The organism is Pseudomonas sp. UF-293 (assembly GCF_058245595.1).
The window spans coordinates 82,012-106,442 of the sequence record NZ_JBSICA010000002.1; the positions used below are offsets into that span (position 1 = coordinate 82,012).

The 24,431-nt window shown below is 60.3% G+C and carries 26 protein-coding genes; 24 read left to right on the forward strand and 2 right to left on the reverse strand.

Annotated features, from left to right (window positions below):
* Positions 1 to 24: 24 nt before the first annotated feature.
* The 8 genes from AC4IHP_RS02755 to rpoS all read left to right on the forward strand — a co-directional run bounded on the left by AC4IHP_RS02755 (position 25) and on the right by rpoS (position 7,249).
* Entirely contained in the window at positions 25 to 1,137 is a 1,113-nt protein-coding gene (locus AC4IHP_RS02755) for an S-(hydroxymethyl)glutathione dehydrogenase/class III alcohol dehydrogenase (protein ID WP_110600129.1), read from the forward strand.
* Between the two features lie 88 nt (positions 1,138 to 1,225).
* Positions 1,226 to 2,071, forward strand: coding sequence for an S-formylglutathione hydrolase (fghA, locus tag AC4IHP_RS02760; protein ID WP_460124491.1), 846 nt, complete (start codon positions 1,226 to 1,228; stop codon positions 2,069 to 2,071).
* Between the two features lie 43 nt (positions 2,072 to 2,114).
* Entirely contained in the window at positions 2,115 to 2,588 is a 474-nt protein-coding gene (gene ispF / locus AC4IHP_RS02765; protein ID WP_016771456.1) for a 2-C-methyl-D-erythritol 2,4-cyclodiphosphate synthase, read from the forward strand.
* The gene (truD, locus tag AC4IHP_RS02770) at positions 2,585 to 3,643 is read left to right on the forward strand and encodes a tRNA pseudouridine(13) synthase TruD (RefSeq protein WP_460124495.1); all 1,059 of its coding nucleotides are present in this window, start codon (positions 2,585 to 2,587) and stop codon (positions 3,641 to 3,643) included. Before ispF ends, truD begins: the two co-directional genes overlap by 4 nt.
* Positions 3,631 to 4,380: a 5'/3'-nucleotidase SurE gene (gene surE, locus AC4IHP_RS02775; protein WP_024011837.1), complete on the forward strand. Its 750-nt coding sequence runs from the start codon at positions 3,631 to 3,633 to the stop codon at positions 4,378 to 4,380. The genes truD and surE overlap by 13 nt, the downstream gene beginning before the upstream one ends.
* A gap of 38 nt (positions 4,381 to 4,418) precedes the next feature.
* Entirely contained in the window at positions 4,419 to 5,054 is a 636-nt protein-coding gene (locus AC4IHP_RS02780; RefSeq protein WP_460124498.1) for a protein-L-isoaspartate(D-aspartate) O-methyltransferase, read from the forward strand.
* Positions 5,055 to 5,265: 211 nt separating this feature from the next.
* Entirely contained in the window at positions 5,266 to 6,135 is an 870-nt protein-coding gene (locus AC4IHP_RS02785) for a peptidoglycan DD-metalloendopeptidase family protein (protein WP_016771452.1), read from the forward strand.
* A 106-nt stretch (positions 6,136 to 6,241) separates the two neighbouring features.
* Positions 6,242 to 7,249 (forward strand): RNA polymerase sigma factor RpoS, encoded by a 1,008-nt coding sequence (gene rpoS / locus AC4IHP_RS02790; RefSeq protein ID WP_016771451.1) that lies wholly within the window; start codon positions 6,242 to 6,244, stop codon positions 7,247 to 7,249.
* A 533-nt stretch (positions 7,250 to 7,782) separates the two neighbouring features.
* On the opposite strand, the gene fdxA is transcribed toward rpoS, so the two are convergent.
* Together fdxA and mutS are read right to left on the reverse strand one after the other, a co-directional pair.
* On the reverse strand, positions 7,783 to 8,106 hold the full coding sequence (gene fdxA / locus AC4IHP_RS02795) for a ferredoxin FdxA (RefSeq protein WP_101157903.1): 324 nt from the start codon (positions 8,104 to 8,106) through the stop codon (positions 7,783 to 7,785).
* A 163-nt stretch (positions 8,107 to 8,269) separates the two neighbouring features.
* On the reverse strand, positions 8,270 to 10,852 hold the full coding sequence (gene mutS / locus AC4IHP_RS02800) for a DNA mismatch repair protein MutS (RefSeq protein WP_490830822.1): 2,583 nt from the start codon (positions 10,850 to 10,852) through the stop codon (positions 8,270 to 8,272).
* Positions 10,853 to 11,054: 202 nt separating this feature from the next.
* On the opposite strand from mutS, the gene AC4IHP_RS02805 reads away from it, so the two are divergent.
* The 16 genes from AC4IHP_RS02805 (at position 11,055) to AC4IHP_RS02880 (ending at position 24,319) form a co-directional block, all read left to right on the forward strand.
* Positions 11,055 to 11,798, forward strand: coding sequence for a LexA family transcriptional regulator (locus AC4IHP_RS02805; RefSeq protein ID WP_110600122.1), 744 nt, complete (start codon positions 11,055 to 11,057; stop codon positions 11,796 to 11,798).
* Between the two features lie 525 nt (positions 11,799 to 12,323).
* Complete coding sequence (locus AC4IHP_RS02810; RefSeq protein ID WP_024011844.1) at positions 12,324 to 12,662, forward strand: phage holin family protein; 339 nt, start codon at positions 12,324 to 12,326, stop codon at positions 12,660 to 12,662.
* A gap of 155 nt (positions 12,663 to 12,817) precedes the next feature.
* The gene (locus tag AC4IHP_RS02815) at positions 12,818 to 13,402 is read left to right on the forward strand and encodes a phage tail terminator protein (protein WP_490830823.1); all 585 of its coding nucleotides are present in this window, start codon (positions 12,818 to 12,820) and stop codon (positions 13,400 to 13,402) included.
* The gene (locus AC4IHP_RS02820) at positions 13,399 to 13,581 is read left to right on the forward strand and encodes a DUF2635 domain-containing protein (protein WP_024011856.1); all 183 of its coding nucleotides are present in this window, start codon (positions 13,399 to 13,401) and stop codon (positions 13,579 to 13,581) included. Before AC4IHP_RS02815 ends, AC4IHP_RS02820 begins: the two co-directional genes overlap by 4 nt.
* Positions 13,581 to 15,077 carry a phage tail sheath subtilisin-like domain-containing protein gene (locus AC4IHP_RS02825; protein ID WP_460124513.1) on the forward strand — a complete coding sequence of 499 codons (1,497 nt, stop codon included), beginning with the start codon at positions 13,581 to 13,583 and terminating at the stop codon, positions 15,075 to 15,077. Before AC4IHP_RS02820 ends, AC4IHP_RS02825 begins: the two co-directional genes overlap by 1 nt.
* A 67-nt stretch (positions 15,078 to 15,144) precedes the next feature.
* The gene (locus tag AC4IHP_RS02830) at positions 15,145 to 15,492 is read left to right on the forward strand and encodes a phage tail tube protein (protein ID WP_249485163.1); all 348 of its coding nucleotides are present in this window, start codon (positions 15,145 to 15,147) and stop codon (positions 15,490 to 15,492) included.
* On the forward strand, positions 15,489 to 15,785 hold the full coding sequence (locus AC4IHP_RS02835) for a phage tail assembly protein (RefSeq protein WP_007908778.1): 297 nt from the start codon (positions 15,489 to 15,491) through the stop codon (positions 15,783 to 15,785). Before AC4IHP_RS02830 ends, AC4IHP_RS02835 begins: the two co-directional genes overlap by 4 nt.
* Positions 15,786 to 15,915: 130 nt before the next feature.
* Positions 15,916 to 17,682 (forward strand): phage tail protein, encoded by a 1,767-nt coding sequence (locus AC4IHP_RS02840; protein WP_490830824.1) that lies wholly within the window; start codon positions 15,916 to 15,918, stop codon positions 17,680 to 17,682.
* Positions 17,679 to 18,914 carry a DNA circularization protein gene (locus AC4IHP_RS02845; RefSeq protein WP_197891657.1) on the forward strand — a complete coding sequence of 412 codons (1,236 nt, stop codon included), beginning with the start codon at positions 17,679 to 17,681 and terminating at the stop codon, positions 18,912 to 18,914. The genes AC4IHP_RS02840 and AC4IHP_RS02845 overlap by 4 nt, the downstream gene beginning before the upstream one ends.
* Before the next feature lie 4 nt (positions 18,915 to 18,918).
* Positions 18,919 to 19,962: a phage baseplate assembly protein gene (locus AC4IHP_RS02850; protein ID WP_490830825.1), complete on the forward strand. Its 1,044-nt coding sequence runs from the start codon at positions 18,919 to 18,921 to the stop codon at positions 19,960 to 19,962.
* A gap of 142 nt (positions 19,963 to 20,104) precedes the next feature.
* Positions 20,105 to 20,614 carry a phage baseplate assembly protein V gene (locus AC4IHP_RS02855; RefSeq protein WP_039762553.1) on the forward strand — a complete coding sequence of 170 codons (510 nt, stop codon included), beginning with the start codon at positions 20,105 to 20,107 and terminating at the stop codon, positions 20,612 to 20,614.
* Entirely contained in the window at positions 20,614 to 21,012 is a 399-nt protein-coding gene (locus AC4IHP_RS02860) for a phage GP46 family protein (protein WP_490830826.1), read from the forward strand. The genes AC4IHP_RS02855 and AC4IHP_RS02860 overlap by 1 nt, the downstream gene beginning before the upstream one ends.
* A complete protein-coding gene (locus tag AC4IHP_RS02865) occupies positions 21,002 to 22,048 on the forward strand; it encodes a baseplate J/gp47 family protein (RefSeq protein WP_490830827.1) in 1,047 nt (348 codons plus the stop codon). Before AC4IHP_RS02860 ends, AC4IHP_RS02865 begins: the two co-directional genes overlap by 11 nt.
* Positions 22,036 to 22,635, forward strand: coding sequence for a YmfQ family protein (locus tag AC4IHP_RS02870; protein WP_460124532.1), 600 nt, complete (start codon positions 22,036 to 22,038; stop codon positions 22,633 to 22,635). Before AC4IHP_RS02865 ends, AC4IHP_RS02870 begins: the two co-directional genes overlap by 13 nt.
* Before the next feature lie 14 nt (positions 22,636 to 22,649).
* Positions 22,650 to 23,807 carry a phage tail protein gene (locus tag AC4IHP_RS02875; protein WP_490830828.1) on the forward strand — a complete coding sequence of 386 codons (1,158 nt, stop codon included), beginning with the start codon at positions 22,650 to 22,652 and terminating at the stop codon, positions 23,805 to 23,807.
* A complete protein-coding gene (locus tag AC4IHP_RS02880; RefSeq protein WP_490830829.1) occupies positions 23,804 to 24,319 on the forward strand; it encodes a phage tail protein in 516 nt (171 codons plus the stop codon). Before AC4IHP_RS02875 ends, AC4IHP_RS02880 begins: the two co-directional genes overlap by 4 nt.
* Positions 24,320 to 24,431 lie beyond the last annotated feature (112 nt).

The following is a 24,431-nucleotide window of genomic DNA, read 5'->3' on the forward strand; positions in this document are numbered from 1 at the left end:
CACTGGATTCACTGGAGAGTCAGCATGATCAAGTCGCGCGCCGCCGTTGCCTTCGAGGCCAAGAAGCCGCTGGAAATCGTAGAAGTCGATGTCGCCATGCCCAAGGCTGGTGAAGTGTTGCTGCGCGTCGTCGCTTCCGGGGTGTGCCACACCGATGCCTACACGTTGTCCGGTGCTGACCCGGAAGGCATCTTCCCGTCGATCCTTGGTCACGAAGGCGGCGCCATCGTTGAAGCGATCGGTGAGGGCGTGACCTCGGTTGCCGTCGGTGATCACGTCATTCCGCTGTACACCCCGGAATGTGGCCAGTGCAAATTCTGCAAGTCGGGCAAGACCAACCTCTGCCAAGCCATTCGTGCCACCCAAGGCAAAGGCCTGATGCCGGATGGCACTTCGCGCTTTTCCTACAAGGGCGAAACGATTTTCCACTACATGGGCACATCGACGTTTTCGGAGTACACCGTACTGCCGGAAATTTCCGTAGCGAAGATCTCCAAAGACGCGCCGCTGGAAAAGGTCTGCCTGCTCGGTTGCGGCGTGACCACCGGCATCGGCGCCGTGCTCAACACTGCCAAGGTCAAGCCAGGTGACACCGTGGCCATCTTCGGTCTCGGTGGTATCGGCTTGTCGGCGGTGATCGGCGCGGTGAAAGCCAAGGCTGCGCGCATCATCGCCATCGACATCAACCCGGCCAAGTTCGAAATCGCCAAACAACTCGGTGCCACTGATTGCGTGAACCCGAAAGACTACGATCGTCCGATTCAGGAAGTGATCGTCGACATGACCGATGGCGGCGTCGACTTCTCCTTCGAGTGCATCGGCAATGTGCAACTGATGCGCGCCGCGCTTGAGTGCTGCCACAAAGGCTGGGGCGAGTCGGTCATCATCGGCGTTGCCGGTGCCGGGCAGGAAATCGCCACCCGCCCATTCCAGTTGGTCACCGGTCGCGTCTGGCGCGGTTCGGCGTTCGGCGGCGTGCGTGGCCGTACTGAATTGCCGAGCTACGTCGACATGGCCCAGAGCGGCGAGATCCCGCTGGATACCTTCATCACCCACACCATGGGCCTGGAAGATATCAACAAGGCGTTCGACCTGATGCACGAAGGCAAGAGCATCCGCACAGTCATTCATTTCTAAGGAGCAGCGGCAAGCTACAAGCCACAAGCTGCAAGCAGGCGCAACGCCCTCTTGCAGCTTGAAGCTCGCAGCTTGCGGCTGAAGTGCTATGAATCTGGAAAACATTTCCTGCCAGAAGAGTTTCGGTGGCTGGCACAAGCGCTACCGCCATCGTTCCGAAGTGCTGAATTGCGACATGGTCTTTGCCGTGTACCTGCCGCCGCAGGCAGAGCAGGGCGGCAAGCTGCCGGTGCTGTACTGGTTGTCGGGGCTGACCTGCACCGATGAGAATTTCATGCAGAAGGCCGGTGCGATGCGCATGGCTGCGGAGCTCGGTCTGATCATCGTCGCACCGGATACCAGTCCGCGTGGCCCGGATGTCCCGGACGATGCGGGCAAGGCTTGGGACTTTGGTCTCGGCGCGGGGTTTTATCTGAACGCCACCCAGGAGCCATGGGCGCATCATTATCAGATGCATGACTATGTCGTGAAGGAATTGCCTGCACTGGTTGAAGCGCATTTCCCCGCGTCCGACAAGCGCAGCATCAGCGGCCACTCGATGGGCGGCCACGGTGCTTTGGTCTGTGCCTTGCGCAATCCTGGGCGGTATAGATCGGTGTCGGCCTTTTCGCCGATCACCCATCCGATCGATTGCCCGTGGGGGCAGAAGGCCTTTTCCAACTATTTGGGCGAAGACCGCTCGAAATGGAAAGAGTGGGACGCCTGTGTGCTGATCGCCGATGCGACCGAGAAGTTGCCGTTGCTGGTCGATCAAGGTGATCGCGATGATTTCCTGGCCACCCAGCTCAAGCCCGAAGCCCTGCAACACGCAGCAAAACAAGCGGGGCATCCGCTGGAGCTGCGCCTGCAACCGGGCTACGACCATAGCTATTTCTTCATCGCAAGCTTCATTGACGACCACTTGCAGCATCACGCGCGCGCTCTGCGCGGTTAATGCAGGTAGAATCACGCCCTGACAAAAATCGGGGCGTTTTTTTATGCGTATTGGCCACGGCTACGATGTGCACCGTTTCGCTGAAGGCGATTTCATTACTCTGGGCGGCGTGCAGATTGCACACAGCTTCGGGCTGCTCGCTCATTCCGACGGTGACGTCCTGCTGCACGCCTTGAGCGATGCCTTGCTCGGCGCTGCGGCGCTGGGTGATATCGGCAAACATTTCCCGGACACCGACCCGCAATTCAAGGGCGCCGACAGCCGTGTCCTGCTGCGTCATGTGGTCAGTCTGATCCACGCCAAGGGCTGGAAAGTCGGCAACGTCGACAACACCATTGTTGCCCAGGCGCCAAAAATGGCGCCGCATATCGAATCGATGCGCGCGCTGATCGCGGCGGATCTTCAAGTTGAGTTGGATCAAGTGAACGTCAAAGCTACCACCACCGAAAAGCTTGGCTTTGTCGGTCGCGAAGAAGGCATCGCCGTGCACTCCGTTGCCTTGTTGCTGCGCGCATGAATGAACTGCAATTGCTCGGCCCGCGGGCCTATGGCGAAGCGCTCGGCACAGCGGTACTGAAAGCCATTGCCGAAGATTTTCAGGTCGATGAAGTGCTGGATATTCCGTTCAGCGGTGACGGCGAACATCTGTGGATCTGGGTGGAAAAGCGCGGCCTCAATACCGAGGAAGCGGCGCGGCGTATCGCCAAAGCGGCGGGCGTGCCGTTGCGCACCGTCAGCTATGCCGGCCTGAAAGACCGTCAGGCCCTGACCCGACAGTGGTTCAGCGTGCAGTTGCCGGGCAAGGCCGATCCGGATCTGTCGGCGGCTGAAAACGACACGCTGAAGATTCTCAAGACCACGCGTCATAAACGCAAACTGCAACGCGGTGCGCATTCGGCCAACGGTTTCACGTTGCGCCTGACGCAATTCAATGGCGACAAGGACGCGATTGAACAGCGCCTGCAACTGATCGCCAAGCAGGGCATTCCCAATTATTTCGGCGCCCAGCGCTTCGGCCATGACGGCGGCAACGTCGTCGATGCGCGAGGGTGGGCGGCGCGCAAGGCTTTGCCCGAACAGCGCAATGTGCGTTCGCGCTTGCTGTCGACGGCGCGCAGCTTTCTTTTCAACCAGGTGCTGGCGGCGCGTGTCGCCGATGGCTCCTGGAACACCGCGCGGGTTGGCGATTTGCTGGCGTTTACTGACAGCCGCAGTTTTTTTCCTGCCGGTGAAGCCGAATGCAGCGACCCGCGTCTGGCAATTCTCGACCTGCACCCGACCGGTCCGCAGTGGGGCGAAGGTGACTCGCCGGCTGCTGGTGCTGTCCATGAACTGGAGCAGGAGATCGCCGCCCGCGAAGCGGAGCTGCGCGACTGGTTGATCCACGCCGGCATGAGCCATGAACGTCGCATCCTGCGGCTGCCCATTGGCGGGTTGACGTGGCATTATCCCCAACCTGACATTCTGCAACTGGAATTCGTCCTCCCGGCCGGATGCTTCGCCACCGTATTGGTGCGCGAGCTCGTTGATCTGGTGCCGGTGGGGCAGACGGACAGCCCATGCGTATTCTGATTTCTAACGACGATGGGGTAACCGCGCCCGGTCTTGCCGCGCTTTATGCTGCGCTGGCGGATTACACCGAATGCGTGGTTATCGCCCCGGAGCAGGACAAAAGCGGCGCCAGCAGTTCGCTGACGCTCGACCGTCCGCTGCACCCGCAATACCTGGCCAACGGCTTTATCAGCCTCAACGGCACACCGACCGATTGCATTCACCTGGGCCTTAACGGCTTGCTTGAGCGCGAAGCGGACATGGTGGTTTCGGGAATCAACCTGGGCGCCAACCTCGGCGACGACGTGCTGTATTCCGGGACCGTAGCGGCAGCCCTTGAAGGACGATTTCTCGAGCGCCCATCGTTTGCCTTTTCCCTAGTCTCGCGTCAGGTGGACAACCTGCCGACAGCGGCCTACTTTGCGCGCAAACTGGTCGAGGCCCACGCCGGGCTCGATCTGCCACCGCGCACGGTACTCAACGTGAACATCCCCAATCTGCCCATCGATCACATCCGTGGCATTCAGTTGACCCGCCTTGGCCATCGCGCCCGCGCGGCGGCGCCGATGAAAGTGGTCGATCCGCGCGGCAAGGCCGGTTACTGGATTGCTGCTGCCGGCGATGCTGAAGATGGCGGCCCGGGCACCGATTTTCATGCCGTGATGCAGGGCTATGTGTCCATCACGCCGTTGCAGCTCGATCGCACCTTCAATGATGCCTTCAGAAGTCTCGATGGCTGGCTGGGAGGGCTGAGCTGATGCGTGAACATGACGACCGCCTGCGTTGCGGAATTGGCATGACCTCCCAACGTACACGTGAGCGACTGATCCAGCGTCTGTATGAAGAAGGCGTGACGAACGCTAAAGTGCTGGAAGTGATCCGCCGCACCCCGCGTCATCTGTTTGTCGATGAGGCGCTGGCGCATCGCGCTTATGAAGACACCGCGCTGCCGATCGGCAACAACCAGACCATCTCCCAGCCTTACATGGTGGCGCGCATGAGCGAGCTGCTGCTGGAAGCGGGTCCGCTGGATAAGGTGCTGGAGATCGGCACTGGCTCCGGTTACCAGACGGCAGTGTTGTCGCAACTGGTTGAGCGGGTGTTTTCGGTCGAACGTATCAAGGTGCTGCAGGATCGCGCCAAGGAGCGTCTGGTCGAGTTGAACCTGCGCAACGTGGTGTTTCGCTGGGGCGATGGCTGGGAAGGCTGGCCGGCGCTGGCGCCGTACAACGGCATCATCGTTACCGCCGTGGCGACCGACGTGCCGCAAGCCTTGCTTGATCAACTGGCTCCAGGTGGACGCATGGTGATTCCGGTCGGCTCCGGTGAAGTACAGCAACTGATGCTGATCGTGCGCGAAGAACATGGCTTTTCCCGACACGTTTTGGGCGCTGTACGTTTCGTGCCTTTGCTCAACGGGCCACTGGCTTGAGCATTTGTACACAGGCGCTGAATTCCTTTCAACGGCGCCGGTCTTACACCGGCAGCCAGGTTTTAAACGCAGCGTACTTGCCATAGGCAAACGTGTGCGCCCGGTGATTTCGCTTCATTAAAGGTAAAGCCGGTTCGGCCCGTTATACTTGCGACACCTCATGCCGCAACGCGGCATTCAGAATTTTCAGCCACCACAAAGGGAGCGGCGGGTGAGTCTCACAGTCATTGCGCAGCGTATGGGTAACACGAGCTTTCAGCGCCTGGTGACTGGCCTTGTCTTGAGCACCTTGCTGGTCGGTTGCTCCAGCACCAAATCGAGCAACGTACGGGTTGTCGATCGCAATAATTCGGTCGCGCAACGTCCGACCGTTACTACCGGGCAATATGTAGTCCGTCCCGGCGATACCTTGTTTTCGATCGCCTTTCGTTACGGCTGGGACTACAAAACCCTCGCCGCCCGGAACAATATTCCTACGCCGTATACGATCCATCCGGGTCAGACAATTCGCTTCGACGGGCGCAGCGGTTCAACGCCGACAGCGGTGGTGAGCAACTCCAGTTCTTCACCTTCTTCGTCGAGTAAAACCACAGTAATCCGGCGCCAGGCGAATGGCACTACTACCACTACAACCACCGGTTCCAAAGGGGTTGTACCGTCCGTCGCGAGCAAACCTGCACCCGCTCCACTGCCTCCGGCAGGCCCGGCCCCGACCGGCTGGGGATGGCCATCTAATGGCGTTCTGATTGGAAAATTCTCTTCAAACGGTAGTTTGAATAAAGGAATTGATATCGCCGGAGATTTGGGACAGCCTGTTTTAGCTGCGTCTGATGGGACGGTCGTATACGCCGGGAGTGGCTTAAGGGGCTACGGCGAATTGGTCATCATCAAACACAGCGAAACCTACGTCAGTGCTTACGGACATAACCGCAGGCTGTTGGTTCGGGAGGGGCAGCAGGTCAAGGTCGGACAGACAATTGCCGAAATGGGGTCAACGGGTACAGACCGGGTGAAACTGCATTTTGAGATTCGCCGCCAAGGTAAACCTGTGGATCCGCTGCAGTTCCTGCCAAGACGTTGATTTGTAAGCCAGCCTGTTCCGTCGCGTAGAGGGGACAGGCTCCAGCGTTGCCAAGGATAAAGGCGTCGCTTGAGCTTGGGGTCGAACTCACCAAAGGACTATAACAATGGCTCTCAGTAAAGAAGTGCCGGAGTTTGACATCGACGATGAGGTTCTCCTTATGGAGACCGGCATCGATTCGGATTCGATGTTGAATGATGAAGGGGCTGCTCCACCTTCCGTTCGTTCCAAATCCAGACACTCCGCCACACTCAAACAACATAAATACATCGACTACACTCGGGCACTTGATGCCACGCAGCTGTATCTCAACGAAATCGGCTTTTCCCCTCTGCTCTCCCCGGAAGAAGAAGTTCATTTTGCGCGCTTGTCGCAAAGTGGCGATCCTGCCGGGCGCAAGCGCATGATCGAAAGTAACCTGCGGCTGGTGGTCAAGATCGCCCGGCGTTACGTCAATCGGGGGCTGTCGCTGCTGGATCTGATCGAAGAGGGCAACCTCGGCCTGATCCGTGCGGTGGAAAAGTTCGATCCCGAGCGCGGTTTCCGCTTCTCGACCTACGCGACCTGGTGGATCCGTCAGACCATCGAACGCGCGATCATGAATCAGACCCGGACCATCCGGTTGCCGATTCACGTGGTCAAGGAGCTCAACGTGTACCTGCGGGCCGCACGGGAACTGACGCAAAAACTCGACCACGAACCTTCACCCGAAGAAATCGCCAACCTGCTGGAGAAACCGGTGGGCGAGGTCAAGCGCATGCTCGGCCTCAACGAACGGGTTTCTTCGGTCGACGTCTCGCTGGGTCCGGATTCGGATAAAACCCTGCTGGACACCCTCACTGATGATCGTCCGACCGATCCGTGCGAACTGCTGCAGGACGATGACCTGTCGCAGAGCATCGATCAATGGCTGTCGGAACTGACCGATAAGCAGCGCGAGGTAGTTATCCGCCGCTTCGGCCTGCGCGGTCACGAAAGCAGTACGCTGGAAGATGTCGGCCTGGAGATCGGTCTGACCCGCGAGCGGGTTCGGCAGATCCAGGTGGAAGGCCTCAAGCGCCTTCGCGAGATCCTGGAGAAGAATGGCCTGTCGAGCGAGTCGCTGTTCCAATAAGCGCCTGATCGACCGCCCGCAAAAAGCCCCGGCTGATTCAATCAGCCGGGGCTTTTTGTTTATGCCTGTCTCGTGCTTCGGGTCTGGCAAGCGAGGTGCCAGACGAGCGGTCAGCATTTTCTGAGTTTGTAGTCTCGCGCTGTAAGCCTTTGCTTACTGTGTCGTAAGTTTTCGCTATTTTTACACTTCGGCAGAAGGCGATTGCAATCGCCGTCAATCGGTAACTTTCTGATTTAGATGATGATTTTTCACTTGTTATGTATTTATGTCAGCGTAGTCATTCACCTGAGCCTGATTGCTCCGCTGCGGAAACTCTCTAATATCAGGGCTGTGTCGACGGACAGACACGCCCTTCACGGAAGAGGGGAACGGACATCGCAGGAGGCGATTCATCAGGACGATGAAAAGGAATACAGGGAATAGGGAAAAAATGTGGGCGGGTCATACCGCCCCTTTTTTCGTCTGCAGAAAAGTAGAACCTGCAAAAGCAAAAAGGCCCGCAAGGGGCCTTTTCAGTCGAGCGCGGGGGTAGATCAGCGTTCGAGTTGTTCGATCTTGTTCGGCTTGCCATCCCACTCGGCAGAATCCGGGAGAGGATCCTTGCGCTCGGTGATGTTCGGCCAGATATCCGCCAACTCGGCATTGAGCTCGATGAAGTTTTCCATGCCGCTTGGGATCTCGTCTTCCGAGAAGATCGCCACAGCCGGGCATTCTGGTTCACACAGCGCGCAGTCGATGCACTCGTCCGGGTGAATCACCAGGAAGTTCGGGCCTTCGTAAAAGCAGTCCACCGGACAGACTTCTACGCAGTCGGTGTACTTGCACTTGATGCAGTTGTCGGTGACGACGAAGGTCATTTCTAATTTTCTCCTCAGGCGGCGGCAGCGTTGCCCCTTCACGGTTGGGGTCGCCAGGTTCGGGAGCGATACCTGCTGACCAGGCTATGAGCCAGCAGCATCCCGAACCGCGCGAGATTCTAACAGCTTGAAGCGAATTGCGTTATATCCGCTTCTTCAGTGCTTATATCCGCTTCTTCAGTGCATAGAGCATTTCCAGCGCACGGCGTGGCGTCATATCGTCCAGATCGACCTTGGCCAATTCATCGAGCACCGGATGTGGCAGCGAGGCGAACATATCGCTTTGCTGCGGTGGCGACGGTTTGCCTTTGGCTGCCGGTTTCGGCGCTTCGTGGGGCAGGGCGGTGTCTTCCAAGCGACTCAGATGCTCACGCGCACGCAGGATCACCTCGCTCGGCACACCCGCCAGTTGCGCCACTGCCAAGCCGTAGCTCTGGCTGGCCGGCCCGGGCAGAACGTGGTGCAGGAACACGATGCGTTCGTTGTGCTCGGTAGCATTCAGGTGAACATTAGCTACAAGAGGTTCGGCTTCCGGCAACACGGTCAGTTCAAAATAGTGCGTGGCGAACAGGGTGTAGGCGCGCAGATGAGCCAAGCGCTCGGCCGCCGCCCACGCCAGCGACAGACCGTCAAAGGTGCTGGTGCCGCGCCCGACTTCGTCCATAAGCACCAGACTGCGCTCGGTAGCGTTATGCAGGATGTTGGCGGTTTCGCTCATCTCGACCATGAAGGTCGAACGACCGCCGGCCAGATCATCGCTTGAACCGATGCGGGTGAAGATGCGGTCGACCAGCGACAACTCGCAACTGGCGGCCGGCACGAAACTGCCGATATGCGCCAGCAGCACGATCAAAGCGGTTTGCCGCATGTAGGTGGATTTACCGCCCATGTTCGGGCCGGTGATCACCAGCATGCGCGTGTTGTCGTCCAGACTCAGATCGTTGGCCACGAACGGTGTGGTGAGTACTTGCTCTACCACCGGGTGACGCCCCTGGGTGATGCGCATGCACGGCTCGCTGACGAAGCGCGGGCAGTTAAGGTCGAGGTTCAGCGCACGCTCGGCGAGGTTGCTCAGCACATCCAGTTCGGCCAATGCGCCGGCGGTGTCCTGCAATGGCGGTAATTGGCTGATCAAGTCTTCGAGCAGCGCTTCGTACAGCATTTTTTCCCGGGCGAGCGCGCGACTTTTGGCCGACAGCGCCTTGTCTTCGAATTCTTTCAGCTCGGGCGTGATGAAACGCTCGGCGCCTTTGAGCGTCTGCCGGCGGATGTAGTCGGCCGGCGCCGATTCAGCCTGCTTGCTCGGCAGCTCGATGAAGTAGCCGTGGATACGGTTGTAACCGACTTTCAGATTGGCCAGACCGGTGCGCGCTTTCTCTCGGGCTTCGAGATCGATGAGGAACTGGCCGGCGTTTTCGCTCAGTGATTGCAGTTCGTCGAGTTCGCTGTCGTAACCGGTTTTCAACACGCCGCCGTCACGGATCACCGCCGGCGGGTTGTCGATAATGGCTTTTGCCAGCAGCGCCGCCAGTTCCGGGTAAGTGCTGGTGGTGGCCGCCAAATGCTGCAGATGCGGCGCTTCCAGATCGGTCATCGCCACTTGCAGTTCGGGCAGTGCGCCGAGAGCATCACGCAGACGCGCAAGGTCGCGCGGCCGCGCATTGCGTAGACCGATTCGTGCCAGGATCCGCTCGATGTCGCCGATTTCCTTGAGCTGCGGTTGCAGCTTTTCGAAGCGGTAGCCGTCGAGCAGGCAGCGGATCGAAGTCTGACGGGCGAGCAGCACCGTCAGATCGCGCAGCGGCCGGTTCAACCAGCGGGTCAGTAAACGACTGCCCATGGCGGTCTGGCAACGATCGACCACCGATTGCAGGGTGTTGTCGCGGCCGCCGGCCAGGTTGGTATCCAGCTCGAGATTTCGTCGGCTGGCGCCGTCGAGCACCACGGTGTCATCGAGACGTTCGTGACGCAGGCTGCGCAAGTGGGGCAGAGCGGTGCGTTGGGTTTCCTTGGCGTAGGCCAGCAGGCAACCGGCAGCGCCGATGGCCAGGGTCAGGTTTTCGCAACCGAAGCCTTTCAGGTCTTGGGTGGAAAACTGCTGGCAGAGACTTTTCAACGCCGAGTCACGCTCAAAGTCCCACGGCGCACGACGACGTACGCCACGGCGTTTTTCCGCCGGCAGGTCTTTCGGCCAGTCATCCGGAATCAGCAGCTCCACCGGATTGACCCGCTCCAGTTCCGCCAATAGGTTTTCCCAACCTTTGATCTCGAGCACGGTGAAGTTGCCGCTGGTGATGTCCAGCACCGCCAGACCGAACAGACGCTCGTCGCCCAATACCGCTGCGATCAGGTTGTCGCGGCGCTCATCGAGTAACGCTTCGTCGCTGACCGTCCCGGGCGTGATGATCCGCACCACTTGGCGCTCGACCGGGCCTTTGCTGGTGGCCGGATCGCCGACCTGTTCACAGATCACCACCGACTCGCCGAGCTTGACCAGTTTCGCCAGATACCCTTCCGCCGCGTGGTAAGGAATCCCACACATCGGAATCGCCTGCCCCGCCGACTGTCCGCGCGCGGTCAGGGTGATATCCAGCAACTTGGCGGCTTTCTTCGCATCTTCGTAGAAGATCTCGTAGAAATCGCCCATGCGATAGAACATCAGCTGATCCGGGTGCTGATTCTTCAGGCGCCAGTATTGCTGCATCATCGGAGTGTGGGAGGACAGGTCGGAGACGGCTTTATTCATCGGATTGTCGGGCAACTCGTTAAAAGATGTAGGGCAAAGCGCGGGCAGTGGCCGGGCTTTTCCGCGATGGGCGCAAGGTTACCATGGGCAGTCTGCCCGACGCAGGCACTGCGGTCGGGTGAGCGTTTACTTGCAGTGAAAAGTTGATCTATGCACGATTTATGCAAATCAGCATTTGTCTTCAGGAAAAACTTCAAGCACTATGCGCGTTATGCAAAAACGCAACGTTTCCTCCGTCTTAAGAGCACTGCTCGACCAGCACGGGATCTCCCCCACGGAGCTCCACCGTCGCACGGGCGTGCCTCAATCAACGCTCTCGCGGATTCTCAGTGGGAAGATTGTCGATCCTTCGGATAAACACATCTCGAAGATCGCTGAATATTTCAACGTCAGCACCGATCAGTTGCGCGGGCGCGCGGATGTCGCGCCAACGACCGGCGGCACGCGCGCTGACGTGCATGCGGAACTCAAGGACATAAGCCTGTGGGACGACGACACGCCTGTCGATGACGACGAGGTGTCGGTGCCCTTTCTACGTGAGGTTGAATTGGCTGCTGGATCAGGAAGATTCGTCATCGAAGAGAGCGAGCGCTCCAGCCTGCGCTTCGGCAAGCGCAGCCTGCGCCACAACGGTGTGCAGTTCGACCAGGCCAAATGCGTGACGGTGCGCGGCAACAGCATGTTGCCGGTCCTGCGTGATGGCGCCACCGTCGGCGTCAACGCCGGCAAGTGCGGTATCGGCGACATCATTGATGGCGATCTGTATGCGATCAATCACAACGGCCAGCTGCGCGTGAAACAACTCTATCGGCTGCCCACCGGCATCCGTCTGCGCAGCTTCAATCGCGACGAGCATCCGGATGAGGACTACAGCTTCCAGGAAATCCAGGAAGAGCAGATCGTCATCCTCGGTCACGTCTTCTGGTGGGGCATGTACGCCCGCTAGCCCCTGTCGATTCAACTGAAACCTGCCCCTCGGCAGGTTTTTTTTCGCCTGCAGAAGTCTCCCCACCCCTTGGCCCGCTTGCGTGTCATGCGCATACGCAAATTTAATGCATAAATAAATGCATTTACGCATTGACTGTATATGCATCCATGCATATTCTTGCCACCAAGCCGCTCGACAAAGCGGTTGGCAAAACAAGCTCTTTAGTTCCACAAGAACAGGCAGCGATGAACCGGCCTCAACGGTTCAGAGGGTTGGCAACTGACCCGGGTGTGCAGCGTAAAGCACCAGAAGCAGTTATCCGGCGGGCAGGGACCGCGGTCGGAAAAACAATCTGAATGGACTCGTACCGCGCCAGTAGCGCCGAAAAGTCAGCTTCCTTCTCGAACTCAGGATTGGAAGGAAGGCGAAGGAGCGCATTACTGAAAAGCCCGGTGTACAAGCGCCGGGCTTTTTGGAATGCCTGCCTCAAGAGAAATCGTTTGAACCCACCCATCACTCATCAATCACCCATGGAGGCGTGACATGACAAACGAGCAACAAGCGTTGGCTGACATGCCGATCTGGCTGGTCATCCTCCTCGCCGTCGTCGGCGGGGTTTCCGGCGAAATGTGGCGCGCCGACAAGGAGGGCGCCCGCGGCTGGTCACTGGTACGACGCCTGGCCCTGCGCTCCGGTGCCTGCATGATCTGCGGCGTGTCGGCGATCATGCTGCTGTATGCCGCCGGCATGTCGATCTGGGCCGCTGGCGCGTTTGGCTGCCTGACAGCCATGGCTGGCGCTGATGTCGCCATCGGCCTTTACGAACGCTGGGCGGCCAAGCGTATTGGTGTCTGCGAAGTGCCGCCGCGCGACCAGCCTTAATTCTCCGCGCATAGCCCTATGCGAGCGAGCGAGCCTGCTCGCGAAAGGGACGTCAGCTTCAGCATCGATGTGACTGATCGACCGCTTTCGCGAGCAGGCTCGCTCCCACAGGGACTGCGGCGACCTCTGTAATTTCTCTTATCCGGAACACCCCCATGAAGATCACCCCGATCCTCACGCAATTGCGTGGGCAATGCCCTGGGCTTGCCAATCACATTTCGGTGGGTGTCGATCTGGCGTTGCTGCAAGGCAACTCCGATCTACCGACACCCTCGGCTCACGTACTGCCGCTGGCTGATCTGGCCAGTCCTGGCAGCGCACAGAACCTTATCATCCAACCGATCCGCGAGCGCTTCGAAATCGTCCTCGTGCTTGACGCTACCGACCCTACAAAAGCGCTGGATCTGTTGCACGACCTGCGCGCCGAACTGTGGCGTGCGCTGGTGGGGTTCAAGCCCGATGCCGACTACAACGCCATCGTCTACGACGGCGGTGAACTCGCGTCGATCAACAGCAGCCGCGTGTTCTATCGGCTGCGTTTCTATGCCGAGTTCCAGCTCGGCCGCAATCTGCCCGGTCAGCCGGCGGAAAGTTGGCACGAGCGCGAACTGGACGCTTTGTCGTCCTTTACCGGGATGACGGTGCGGGTCGATGCGATCGATCCGGCCGACCCCAACCTGCACCGCCCGGGCCCGGATGGACGGGTGGAAATGACTTTCTCTGGAGACGTAACCCCATGAGCAACCGCATCACCGTAGTGCCGGCCGCTGGCCGTGTCGTACCTGACCCGGAGGCGGGCGACCTGTTGCCAGCTGCAGGCCGTGAAGTGCTGGACAGCGCCTGGTGGCGCCGGCGTCTGGCTGACGGCGATATCACACTCAAAACCGCGAAAGCGGCTAAACCACAGGGAGCCAAATAATGGCGATCGGATTCAGCAACATCCCGGCGGACATTCGTGTGCCGCTGTTCTATGCCGAAATGGACAACTCGGCCGCCAACAGCGCGACATCGGCCATGCGCCGTTTGATCGTCGCTCAGGTCAACGACAATATTGCCCCGACCGAAGTCGGCAAACTGGTGCTGGTCTCCAGCGTGGCGCTGGCGAAAAGCATTGGCGGCCAAGGCTCGATGCTCGCCTCGATGTACGAGACCTTCCGCAAGGCCGACCCGATCGGCGAGATCTGGTGCCTGCCGCTGCACAACAGCGAAGGCGCAATCGCCAAAGGTGTGCTGACCCTGACCGGCACCGCAACTCAGGCGGGCCTGCTCAACCTTTATGTCGGCGGCGTCCGTGTGCAAGCCACCGTGGTCAACGGCGCCACCGCCGCTCAAGCGGCCACTGCTTTGGCGCAGAAAATCAACGCCACTGCCGACCTGCCGGTCAGCGCTAGCGCTGCTGAAGGTGTGGTCACCCTGAACGCCAAATGGACCGGCGACAGCGGCAACGACATCAGCCTGCAATTCAATCGCCTGGGCAAGAGCAACGGCGAAGAAACCCCGGCTGGCCTGACCAGCGCAATCACCGCCATGACCGGCGGCGTCGGTGTGCCGGATCAGATCGCTGCCGTCGCAGCACTGGGCGATGAGCCGTTCGAATTCATCGCCTTGCCGTGGTCCGATCTGGCCACCCTCAACACCTGGCAAGCGGTCATGGATGACAGCACCGGGCGCTGGTCGTGGGCCAAGCAACTGTTCGGTCACGTCTACAGCGCCAAACGCGGCACCGTCGGTACGCTGGTCGCCGCAGGCCAGGCGCGTAATGATCAGCACATGACCATTCAGGCGCTGGAGCCGGGCGTACCGCAACCGTTCTGGGTACAAGCGGCGGCGCTGGCTGCACGCACGGCGGTGTTCATCTCCGCCGACGCCAGCCGTCCGACGCAAAGCGGCAGCCTGCCGGGTGTTGACCCGGCGCCGGCGAGCGAGCGCTTTACCCTGACCGAGCGTCAGTCGTTGCTCAACTACGGCATCGCCACCGCTTACTACGAAGGCGGTTATGTGCGCATCCAGCGTTCGATCACCACCTACCAGAAGAACGCCTACGGCCAGGCCGACAACTCCTATCTGGACAGCGAAACCATGCACCAGTCGGCGTTCATCGTGCGTCGTCTGCAGAGCGTGATCACCAGCAAATACGGCCGCCACAAACTGGCGTCCGACGGCACTCGTTTTGGCGCCGGCCAACCGATCGTCACCCCGGCGACCATTCGCGGTGAGCTGATCGCGCAGTACGCCAAGCTCGAACTCGAAGGCCATGTGGAAAACGCCGAACTGTTCGCCGAACACCTGATCGTCGAGCGCGACGTGCAGGACCCGAGCCGCGTGAACGTGCTGTTCCCGCCGGATTACATCAACGGTCTGCGCGTGTTCGCACTGCTCAACCAGTTCCGTCTGCAGTATGACGACGCGGCCTGATCGGCCCAGTCGGCGTTAAGCATTCAGCCCACCTCGCGTGGGCTTTTTATTTGAAGGGAGAAACACCATGGGTCAACTGATTGCAGGCACCTGCTACGTCAAGGTCGACGGCGCACAACTGACCATCAATGGCGGCTGCGAAGCCCCGCTGATGGCCGTCAAACGTGAAACCGTCGTGCCCGGTTTCTACAAGGAAACCGACATCGCACCGTCGTTCAAAGTGACCGCGCTGCACACCCCCGACTTCCCGCTGAAGAAGCTGATTGAAGGCACCGACATCACCGTCACTTGCGAATTCAGCAACGGCAAAGTCTACGTGCTGGCCGGCGCCTACCTCGTCGAAGAGCCGGTTTCCAAGGGCGACGACGCCACCATCGAACTGAAATTCGAAGGCATCAAGGGGACCTGGCAATGAGCGGCGCCGTGAAGCTTCAAGTCGCAATCGAAGCCCACGGCGAGCCTCTGACCGAACTCGTTCTGCGCCGTCCGACGGTGCAGGAAGTGCGAGCGATCAAAGCGCTGCCGTACAAGATCGACAAGAGCGAAGAAGTCAGCCTCGACATGGACGTGGCGGCCAAATACATCGCCGTGTGCGCCGGCATCCCGCCGTCGTCGGTCAACCAGCTCGATCTGGCTGACCTCAATGCGCTGAGCTGGGCCGTTGCGAGTTTTTTCATGAGTGCGGCGTCGGCGCCATCACCGACCTGATCGCCGTCGCCTATGACCTGGCCTGGTTCTGGAAGGTTGACCCTGAACAGATGATGGCCAGGCCACTGGATGTGCTCCGCGAATCGCTGGAGCACGCGCAACGGATCAATGCGATGCAGCAGGTGCAGTGATGGCAGACGAAGAGAAGAAAACCCCGAAACCGGTGCTGATCACCGGCATCGATGAACTCTCGCCCAAACTGGGCGCCCTGCGCGTGAAGGTTGAGAGTTTCAAAAACAATCTCGAGCAGACCGGCCTCGGCAAACTGGACATCAGTGGTCTGTTCAAGGGCGGCAGTGTCATCACGCCGTTCGTGGAAGGGATCAAGTCGGCGGCGGCGTTTCAGGGCAAATTGAGCGAAGTCAGCGACACGGCGAAAACCGTCGATCTGCCCGCCGCGCCAACTGCAGCCACGCAGAACATGAACGTGTTCAGTGCGTCGATGCAGAAGGTTTCGGCGGCCGTTGACGCCGCGCTGGTGCCGGCGGTGGGGGCCTTGGTGGTCGGGCTGGAACCGATGCTGACGCAGGTCGGCAGCCTGCTCGCCGACAACCCGAAACTGGTCGAAGGCCTGGCGGCGGGGGCGATTGCCTTCTCCGCCATGCAAACCGCCGTCACCGGTATGACGCAGGTGATGGACGTCATGAGCATGGTGCTCAAGACCAACCCGATCATGCTGATCGCCATGGGCATTGCCGTGGCCGCCGCTTTGATCGTGGCCAACTGGACACCGATCAGCGCGTTCTTCACAGGGATGTGGGAAGGCGTGAAAAACGCCGGGGCGGGTGCGATGGCGGCGCTGCGCTCGGTACTCGACTGGCGACCGCTCGCGGCACTGGCTGCAATGTGGCAACCGGTCACGGGATTTTTCTCGGCTATCTGGGACAAGGTCATGGCCGTGACGGCGCCAGTGATCGACTTCTTCAAATCGGTTTTCGCGTGGTCGCCGGCCGGCATGATCATCGAAAACTGGGGACCGCTGACCGGTCTGTTCTCGGCGATCTGGGAGTTGCTCAAGGCTCTGAGTGTGCCGGTGACGGCGTTTCTCAGAAACCTGTTCGATTTCTCGCCGATGCAGATGATTACCGATGCGTGGGGTGGTGTCGTGACGTTCTTCGAACCGATGTTCACAACGCTGCAATCGGCCGTACACAGCACTCGGGATATCCTGCGCACGCTGTTTGATTTTTTCCCGATGGAAATGCTCACCAGCGCCTGGGGTGGGATTGTCGGGTTCTTCGAACCGATCTGGATGGCGCTGCAAACGTCTGTGCAGCAGGTCAGAGGTTTTTTCACCAGCCTGTTCGAGTGGTCGCCGCTGGAGCAGATTGCCCAGTATTGGCAGCCAGTCGGTGAAGTCTTTTCGGCGATCTGGGGCGTTGTGTTGGCGCTGTCCGCGCCGGTTGTGGATTTTTTGCACGGCCTGTTCGAGTGGAAGCCTCTGGATCAGATCATCGAGAGTTGGGGGCCGATCACTGAGTGGTTCGGCGAGTTGTGGCAAAAGCTGCAAACCGTCATTGCGCCAATCAAGGAGTTGTTCGAGGGGGGCTTCGCCGGACTGATCGCCAAGGTCACCGGCAAGGTTGAAACTCTCACTGAAGCACAACGCCAGACCAATGCCGAAGGCAAAGGCGAACTGGCGCCGGCGTTCTTCGCTGCCAGTCCGGCGCCTGCTGGCAACGGCACACTGCAAAGCGGTTCGTTGCCACAAACCTCCAGCGCGCTGATCCAGCAAAGCGCCGCGAACAACCGTACGCAACTTGAAGGCGGTCTGACCGTGCGCTTCGAAAATGCACCGGCGGGCCTGCGCACCGAGCAACCGCAAACCAATCAACCGGGCCTGGCCGTGTCTTCGCGCATCGGCTATCGCTCGCTGTCGATGGGAGGTTCCCAATGAACTGGCGTGACCGTTTGTTGCCGGCATCCTTTCGCGGTGTCGGTTTCTGGATCGACCAGGCGAAGACCCCGGTCGGGCGCAAAGGGCAGTTGCATGAATACCCGCAACGCGACCTGCCGTTTTTCGAGGACCTCGGCCAGCAGGCCAAGACCCACGATCTGACCGCGTTCATCATCGGCCCTGATTGCCTGGAGCAGCGCGACAAGCTGCTCAAGGCGCTGGAGCAGGGCCGTGGCGAACTGGTGCATCCGTGGCTCGGACGCCTGCAGGTCAAGGTCGGCGAATGCGACATGACCCACACTCGCCAGGACGGTGGGTTGGTGACGTTCGCCTTGAAGTTCTATCCCGACCAACCCCTGCCGTTTCCGACAGCCACGGTCAGTACGCAGAAAGTGCTGCTGGCCAAGGCCGACGGGCTGCTGGGTTCGGCGGTGGCGCGTTTCGAACAGGCGATGACGCTGATCAAGGCCGCGCGGATCGGCATCACCAACCTGCGCAACAGCCTTACCGGTGTCTATGAAGTGATCAAGGAACAGCTCAAACCGCTGATCGAGCAGTACCGGCAGATCACTGAACTGGTCAAAGCCGTGAAAGAACTGCCCAAGGAAGTGGCGGCGGAATTCAAGGGTTTGCTCGGCGATATCAAGGAGCTGAAAGCGTTCGCCAAGGAAGGCTACCGTGGCGTGATTGCCGACGTGTCGCAGCAACTCGAAGCGATTCGCAAGGCCGATGCGCCGAAGATCACCACCGGCAAGGATACCAACGCCGCAGCGCAAGCCATGGCCGATCTGGTGCAGGACACGATGCTGGTCAAAGTCGCGCAGTGGGTCGCGTCGATGCCGGTGGCGACCACGCCGGTAAAACTGGCGTCGACACCCTCAGTGGCTCAACAGTCGACGTCGCCGGTCAGCCGTCAGGAAGTCCCCGTCAGCGATGACATGCAAGCGCTGCGCACGGCGGTGACTGCCGCCATTGATCCAATGCTGGCGAAAGCCGGACCTGCTCACTTCCAGGCCATCAACGATGTTAAGGAAGCGCTGGTGGCTCATCTCAAAGCGGTGGCGTCCTCGGGCGTGCGGCAAGTCAGCAAATCGTTTCAGGAAAGTTTTCCGGCAGTGGTCGTAGCCTACAAGCAGTTTGGCGACGCCACGCGGGTCGAAGAAGTGACTCAGCGCAACGCGATCACCCATCCCGGTTTCTCGCCCAACGATGTCAAAGTTTCGCGGGAGTAATGCCATGAACGAATTGGATAACCACGTCACGCTGACGGTCAACGACATGGAATACGGCGGCTGGAAAAGCGTCGAAATCACTGCCGATCTGGAGCGTCAGTTCCGCACTTTCAAGCTCGACATTACCTGGCAGTGGCCCGGTCAGACCGTGGATCAAAGGATCAAACCCGGCGACCCCTGCGAAGTAAAAATCGGCAAGGACCTGGTGCTCACCGGCTACGTGTTCAAGGCACCTGTCCGCTATGACGGGCGGCAGATCAGCCTGACCATCGAAGGCAGTTCGAAGACCCAGGATCTGGTCGATTGCGCCGCCCGCAACCTGCCCAGTCAATGGCAGCAACAACCCTTGCTCAGCATCGTCCGGGATTTGGCTAGCGAATATGGGCTGTGGGTGGTCAACGAAATCAGCGACACCACACGCCTGACCAAACACACCATCGTGCCGGGTGAAACGGTATTCCAGTCGATCGACCGATTGCTGTCGCTGCTGCGGGTGTTTTCCACCGACAACGAGCTGGGTCAGTTGGTGTTGGCCAAACCCGGCAGCGGCGGGCGCGCTAGCGATGCGCTGGAGCTGGGCAAGAACATTCTGTCGGCCAGTACGCCGATGGATTTCAGCCAGGTGTTCTCCGAGTACCGGGTGATCGGCCAGCAAAAAGGCTCGGATGCAAAAAGCGGCGCGGCGGTCAGCGAAGTCGAGTCGACGGCGGCGGATCTGAGCTTCAAACGGCGGCGCACCACGGTGATCAACGAAGGCACGCAACTGACCTTTGAGTTGGCGCAGCAGCGTGCCCAGTGGGAAAGCGCGACCCGCATGGGCCGCGCACAGACCACCACCTATCAGGTGCAGGGCTGGCGGCAGAGCAACGGTGATTTGTGGCGCCATAACACACTGGTCAAGGTCAAGGATCCGGTGCTGGATTTCGATGGCGACATGCTGATCTCCAAGGTCACCTATTCGTTGTCGGCGCAGGGATCGGTGACCACCTTGCAAGTGGCGCCGCCGTATACCTTTGATCCTGATCCGGCGCCCCCGAAAAAAACCTGAGCCTGACCCCGAACCCTGTGGGAGCGAGCCTGCTCGCGAAAGCGTCGCCAGCCTCAACATCACAGCGCCTGACCCGCCGCGTTCGCGAGCAGGCTCGCTCCCACACTGATCCCATTCGGGCGACTCTTTTCAAGGACACCCCATGAGCCTACTGACACGCCTGCTGGCGCGCGGCACTGTCGTGCTCGCCAATTCGGCTTCGAAACTGCAATCGCTGCAAATGCGCCTCACCGCCGGTGAAGTCAACGACGACCTCGAACACTTCGAACCCTACGGTTTCACCAGCCATCCGTTGGCTGGCGCTGAAGGGGTCGTCACCTTCATCGGCGGCGACCGCTCCCACGCCATCGCCCTGGTCATCGCCGACCGCCGCTATCGCCTGCAAGCACTCGCTGCCGGTGAAGTGGCGATCTACACCGACGAGGGCGACAGGATTCACTTCAAGCGCGGGCGGATCATCGACATCGAAACCGCCACGCTGAACATCCGCGCCAGCAGCGCGGTGAACTTCGACACGCCGGTGATAAACCAGACCGGCAAGATCGTCTCCACCGGTGATCAACTGGCCGGCGGCATCAGCCAGATCAAACACGTGCATGTTGGCGTGCAGGCCGGCAACGGTCAGACCGGCGCGCCGGCAGGAGGCCAATGATGTTCATCAGCCAGAACCTCCACGCCGCGCTGACCCGCGCCGTCCTGATCAGCCTGTTCACCTGGCGTCGCGCCGCCGATGACGACTCCCTCGATGACGAAGAGCGTTTCGGCTGGTGGGGCGACAGTTTTCCCACGGTTGCCGACGATCGCATCGGCTCGCGGCTGTGGCTGTTGCGCCGGGTCAAGCTGACCCGGCAAACGCAGATGGACGCAGAGTTCTATGCCCGCGAAGCCCTGCAGTGGCTGCTCGACGACGGCCACTGCAGCGCGATCGACATCATCAGCGAACGCCTCGACGCCCAGCGCCTGAACCTGCGCACGGTCCTGACTCTGGCTGACGGCGAGCGTCTGGATATCAACCCCGATAACAGTTGGCAGGTGATCTATGCCGTTTGAAACCCCTTCGCTGCCGGTGCTGATCAAGCGCACCCAAAGCGACCTGGCCGGCGATTCGCTGCGCCAGTCCGATGCGCAAGTGTTGGCCCGTACCCTCGGCGGCGCCGCTTATGGCCTGTACGGTTATCTCGACTGGATTGCCGAGCAGATCCTGCCGGACAAGGCTGACGAGTCAACCCTGGAACGCATCGCCGCACTGCGCCTCAACCAGCCGCGCAAAGCCGCACAGGTGGCTACCGGCAGCATCAGTTTTACTGCAACACCTGGCGCCGTGCTCGACGTTGACACGCTGCTGCAAACGAACGATGGCCGGACCTACAAAGTCACCACTGCGCGCACCACGGTCAATGGCAGCAACACCACCACGATTGCGGCGCTGGAGGCCGGCAGTCTGGGCAACGCCGACGCCGGTCTGACACTGACCCCGGTGCAACCGATTGCCGGGATTGTCGGCAACAGCTTCGTGGTGCTGGCGCCGGGCCTCAGCGGTGGCGTGGCGCGCGAAAGCCTCGAGTCGCTGCGCTCGCGGGTCATTCGATCCTACCGCGTGATTCCCCACGGTGGCGCGGCCAGCGACTACGAAACCTGGGCACTGGAAGTGCCGGGTGTGACGCGGGCGTGGTGCCGGGGCGGCCTGCTTGGGCCGGGCACGGTGACGGTGTTCATCATGCGTGATGAAGACCCGCAACCGGTGCCGAACGATGAGCAGTTGGCGGAGGTTCAGGAGTACATCGAACCGCTGCGTCCGGTGACCGCAGAAGTGCATGTGCAGCGGCCGGTTCAAGTGCCGGTGGTGTATCGCTTCAAGCGCGTCGAACCGGACACCACTGCGGTTCGCGCCGCCGTCGAAGCGCAACTGCGTGATCTGCATAACCGCGAGGCAGATTTGGGTGTGCCGCTGCTGATCAGCCATATCCGCGAAGCGATCAGCAGCGCCGGCGGCGAATACGATCACAGCCTCAGCGCACCGGCAGCCGACGTGCCGGCCGGGCAGAGCGAACTGCTGACCTTCGGAGGCTGCATATGGGGGGCATAAGAACCGCCGCGCAATACCAGGCGCAACTGCGCGCTTTGCTGCCCAGTGGCCCGGCATGGGATCCGGAACGCGTGCCGGAACTCGAAGAAGTGTTGCAAGGCGTCGCCGTCGAACTGGCCCGCCTCGACGCCCGGGCTGCCGATCTGCTCAACGAAATGGACCCGGCCGGCGTCAGCGAATTGGTGCCCGACTGGGAACGCGTCATGCAACTTCCCGACCCGTGCCTGGGCACCACGCCGCTGTTCGACGATCGCCGCCTCGCCGTACGCCGTCGCCTGCTCGCGGTCGGCAGCCAGGCTATCGGCTACTACCTCGACATCGCCAAAAGCCAGGGCTACCCCAACGCCAGCATCACCGAACACGAAGCCCCGCGCATGGGCCGTGCACGTTTCGGCTCGGCGCATTGGGGCACCTGGGAAGCGCAGTTCATGTGGACGCTCAACACCGGCGGCCGCCTGCTGCTCGGCCGGCGTTACGGCGCGAGCTACTGGGGCGAGCGCTTCGGCGTCAACCCGGGCTCGGCGCTGGAATGCCTGATCCACCGCAGCGCGCCGGCGCATACCAAGGTGCACATCAATTATGACTAGGGAGGGATGAGCAGATGGACTATCCGAATAGCGTGCCCAGCGCCGGACTGGTGAATGGCAAATTTGTGGATGAGAACCCCATGACGGGGACGCCGGGATCGTTGATTCCGGCGGATTGGGGTAACGGAGTTACGCAGGAAATTCTCAACGTGATCAAGGCGGCGGATCTGACGCCGGACGAGAAGAAATATGATCAGTTGTTGCAGGCGATTCAATCGGTGACGGCCAAAGGCTGGAACCAGGATCTGGCGCTGCCGCTGGCTGCTTTGCCTTTGCCCACCGTTGCTACCGCCGATGCACGTCTGCCGGTCAGTCCGGCGGCGGCCTCAACCAGTGGTGGCCGGATTTCGATCGCAGCGGGAACCTTTATTAGCCTTGGCCAGGAAGTAGTGGCCGGCCAACTCGGGCGTGCGCGCACCTTCGTGACGATGGCGTGGAGCAGCGCCGACTTGCTGCCCAGCAGCCATTACTTTCTGCGAGCGCAAGTTATCGCTGGGGTACTCACGTTCTACACCCAACGCGGTGGCATTCATGATGTCGTGCCTGACTCACTCAAAGGTACCGTCAACGGCGCTGCCGGCGGCGGTTTTCAGTCCACGCCTCTGGACATGTGTCTGGCGTGGGTGATAACCGGAGCACCCGGTTCGGTGCCGGTTGTGCGGACCATTTACAACCGCGCTCGTTTGACCTGGACGCAAACGGTAAATGGCACAGGGGCGATATTTTTACCGCTCGACCCCCACGCGCGTGCGGCACGGCTAGTCGCCGGTAATCCAACGCCATCGTCGACGGCGGTCACCTCAGTCGGCTTTCCGTCCACCGGTTGGGCTGGAGGCAACTACTGCTTCCTGTCGCCGATCCTGACGGGCAGTTCAAACAACCCGGGAGGGTGGAACCCGGCAACGGTTTCACCGTGCGTACTGTTCACCAACAACATCGTTAATGACGTCACGGTTTCGACGTTGGCGGCGAGTTTCGACCACGCAAATTTGCGCTCGCTGTGGCAGTGCTATCAGGCCGAGCACAACCTGGGCCAATCCAATGCCGACAGCGATGAGCTATTGCTGAGCATGGGCATCAAAACCCATCCCATCACGGATTACAGCGCGGGCATTGCCATCAACTTTTCCGACGCGGTGAACGTGCAATTCTCGTGGGAGCTTATTCGATGATCGTTATTCAGGAGCTTCATCAGTGCGACGGTGAGTTGCGCCTGCCGCAACCGTCGGCTGCGCACGAGTGGGATGGGCAGAACTGGATTTTCAATGCAGATATGCAAATTGCACTGGATCTGCAGGAAGCCGAACGCCTTTGCGCCAAAGTCGACGCCGCCGCAGACAACGCTCGCAACGCACTGGCCGGCGATCCACTCAAGGCCATGGAGTACGCACAGGCCGCCGCAGACGCTCAGGCTTTCAGCGACGCCGGTTACCCGAAAAAGGAGGTGCCGCTTTCGGTCGCAGCGTGGGTTGCCAAAGGGCGCAGCGCCAAACAGGCCGCCGAGCAAATTCTGAGCAAGGCCGATCAACTGACCGACCATCTGTTGGCGCTGCGTACGTTGCGACTGAAGGCCAAAGCGCAGATTCGTGCGCAGGCTGCCAAGGGCACCATGGATCTGGCGCGCAGTGCTGTTGACGAAGCATTGGTCGCCATTCGCGAACTGGTCAACAGTCCATCCAGCTAAATCAAAAACTCAGTTCTGCGTCACCCAAGCCCACTTCGATGTGGGCTTTTTATTTTCTGACAACAGACCGTGAACAGGTAGGCGAAGAACGTTTTGCCGATGCCGGTCATTT

Excerpts from the sequence above, each read along its gene's own strand:
- AC4IHP_RS02755 (WP_110600129.1), top strand. The coding sequence starts at position 25 with ATGATCAAGTCGCGCGCCGCCGTTGCCTTCGAGGCCAAGAAGCCGCTG.
- fghA (WP_460124491.1), top strand. The coding sequence starts at position 1,226 with ATGAATCTGGAAAACATTTCCTGCCAGAAGAGTTTCGGTGGCTGGCAC.
- ispF (WP_016771456.1), top strand. The coding sequence starts at position 2,115 with ATGCGTATTGGCCACGGCTACGATGTGCACCGTTTCGCTGAAGGCGAT.
- truD (WP_460124495.1), top strand. The coding sequence starts at position 2,585 with ATGAATGAACTGCAATTGCTCGGCCCGCGGGCCTATGGCGAAGCGCTC.
- surE (WP_024011837.1), top strand. The coding sequence starts at position 3,631 with ATGCGTATTCTGATTTCTAACGACGATGGGGTAACCGCGCCCGGTCTT.
- AC4IHP_RS02780 (WP_460124498.1), top strand. The coding sequence starts at position 4,419 with ATGACCTCCCAACGTACACGTGAGCGACTGATCCAGCGTCTGTATGAA.
- rpoS (WP_016771451.1), top strand. The coding sequence starts at position 6,242 with ATGGCTCTCAGTAAAGAAGTGCCGGAGTTTGACATCGACGATGAGGTT.
- fdxA (WP_101157903.1), bottom strand. The coding sequence starts at position 8,106 with ATGACCTTCGTCGTCACCGACAACTGCATCAAGTGCAAGTACACCGAC.
- mutS (WP_490830822.1), bottom strand. The coding sequence starts at position 10,852 with ATGAATAAAGCCGTCTCCGACCTGTCCTCCCACACTCCGATGATGCAG.
- AC4IHP_RS02805 (WP_110600122.1), top strand. The coding sequence starts at position 11,055 with ATGCGCGTTATGCAAAAACGCAACGTTTCCTCCGTCTTAAGAGCACTG.
- AC4IHP_RS02810 (WP_024011844.1), top strand. The coding sequence starts at position 12,324 with ATGACAAACGAGCAACAAGCGTTGGCTGACATGCCGATCTGGCTGGTC.
- AC4IHP_RS02815 (WP_490830823.1), top strand. The coding sequence starts at position 12,818 with ATGAAGATCACCCCGATCCTCACGCAATTGCGTGGGCAATGCCCTGGG.
- AC4IHP_RS02820 (WP_024011856.1), top strand. The coding sequence starts at position 13,399 with ATGAGCAACCGCATCACCGTAGTGCCGGCCGCTGGCCGTGTCGTACCT.
- AC4IHP_RS02825 (WP_460124513.1), top strand. The coding sequence starts at position 13,581 with ATGGCGATCGGATTCAGCAACATCCCGGCGGACATTCGTGTGCCGCTG.
- AC4IHP_RS02830 (WP_249485163.1), top strand. The coding sequence starts at position 15,145 with ATGGGTCAACTGATTGCAGGCACCTGCTACGTCAAGGTCGACGGCGCA.
- AC4IHP_RS02835 (WP_007908778.1), top strand. The coding sequence starts at position 15,489 with ATGAGCGGCGCCGTGAAGCTTCAAGTCGCAATCGAAGCCCACGGCGAG.
- AC4IHP_RS02840 (WP_490830824.1), top strand. The coding sequence starts at position 15,916 with ATGGCAGACGAAGAGAAGAAAACCCCGAAACCGGTGCTGATCACCGGC.
- AC4IHP_RS02845 (WP_197891657.1), top strand. The coding sequence starts at position 17,679 with ATGAACTGGCGTGACCGTTTGTTGCCGGCATCCTTTCGCGGTGTCGGT.
- AC4IHP_RS02850 (WP_490830825.1), top strand. The coding sequence starts at position 18,919 with ATGAACGAATTGGATAACCACGTCACGCTGACGGTCAACGACATGGAA.
- AC4IHP_RS02855 (WP_039762553.1), top strand. The coding sequence starts at position 20,105 with ATGAGCCTACTGACACGCCTGCTGGCGCGCGGCACTGTCGTGCTCGCC.
- AC4IHP_RS02860 (WP_490830826.1), top strand. The coding sequence starts at position 20,614 with ATGTTCATCAGCCAGAACCTCCACGCCGCGCTGACCCGCGCCGTCCTG.
- AC4IHP_RS02865 (WP_490830827.1), top strand. The coding sequence starts at position 21,002 with ATGCCGTTTGAAACCCCTTCGCTGCCGGTGCTGATCAAGCGCACCCAA.
- AC4IHP_RS02870 (WP_460124532.1), top strand. The coding sequence starts at position 22,036 with ATGGGGGGCATAAGAACCGCCGCGCAATACCAGGCGCAACTGCGCGCT.
- AC4IHP_RS02875 (WP_490830828.1), top strand. The coding sequence starts at position 22,650 with ATGGACTATCCGAATAGCGTGCCCAGCGCCGGACTGGTGAATGGCAAA.
- AC4IHP_RS02880 (WP_490830829.1), top strand. The coding sequence starts at position 23,804 with ATGATCGTTATTCAGGAGCTTCATCAGTGCGACGGTGAGTTGCGCCTG.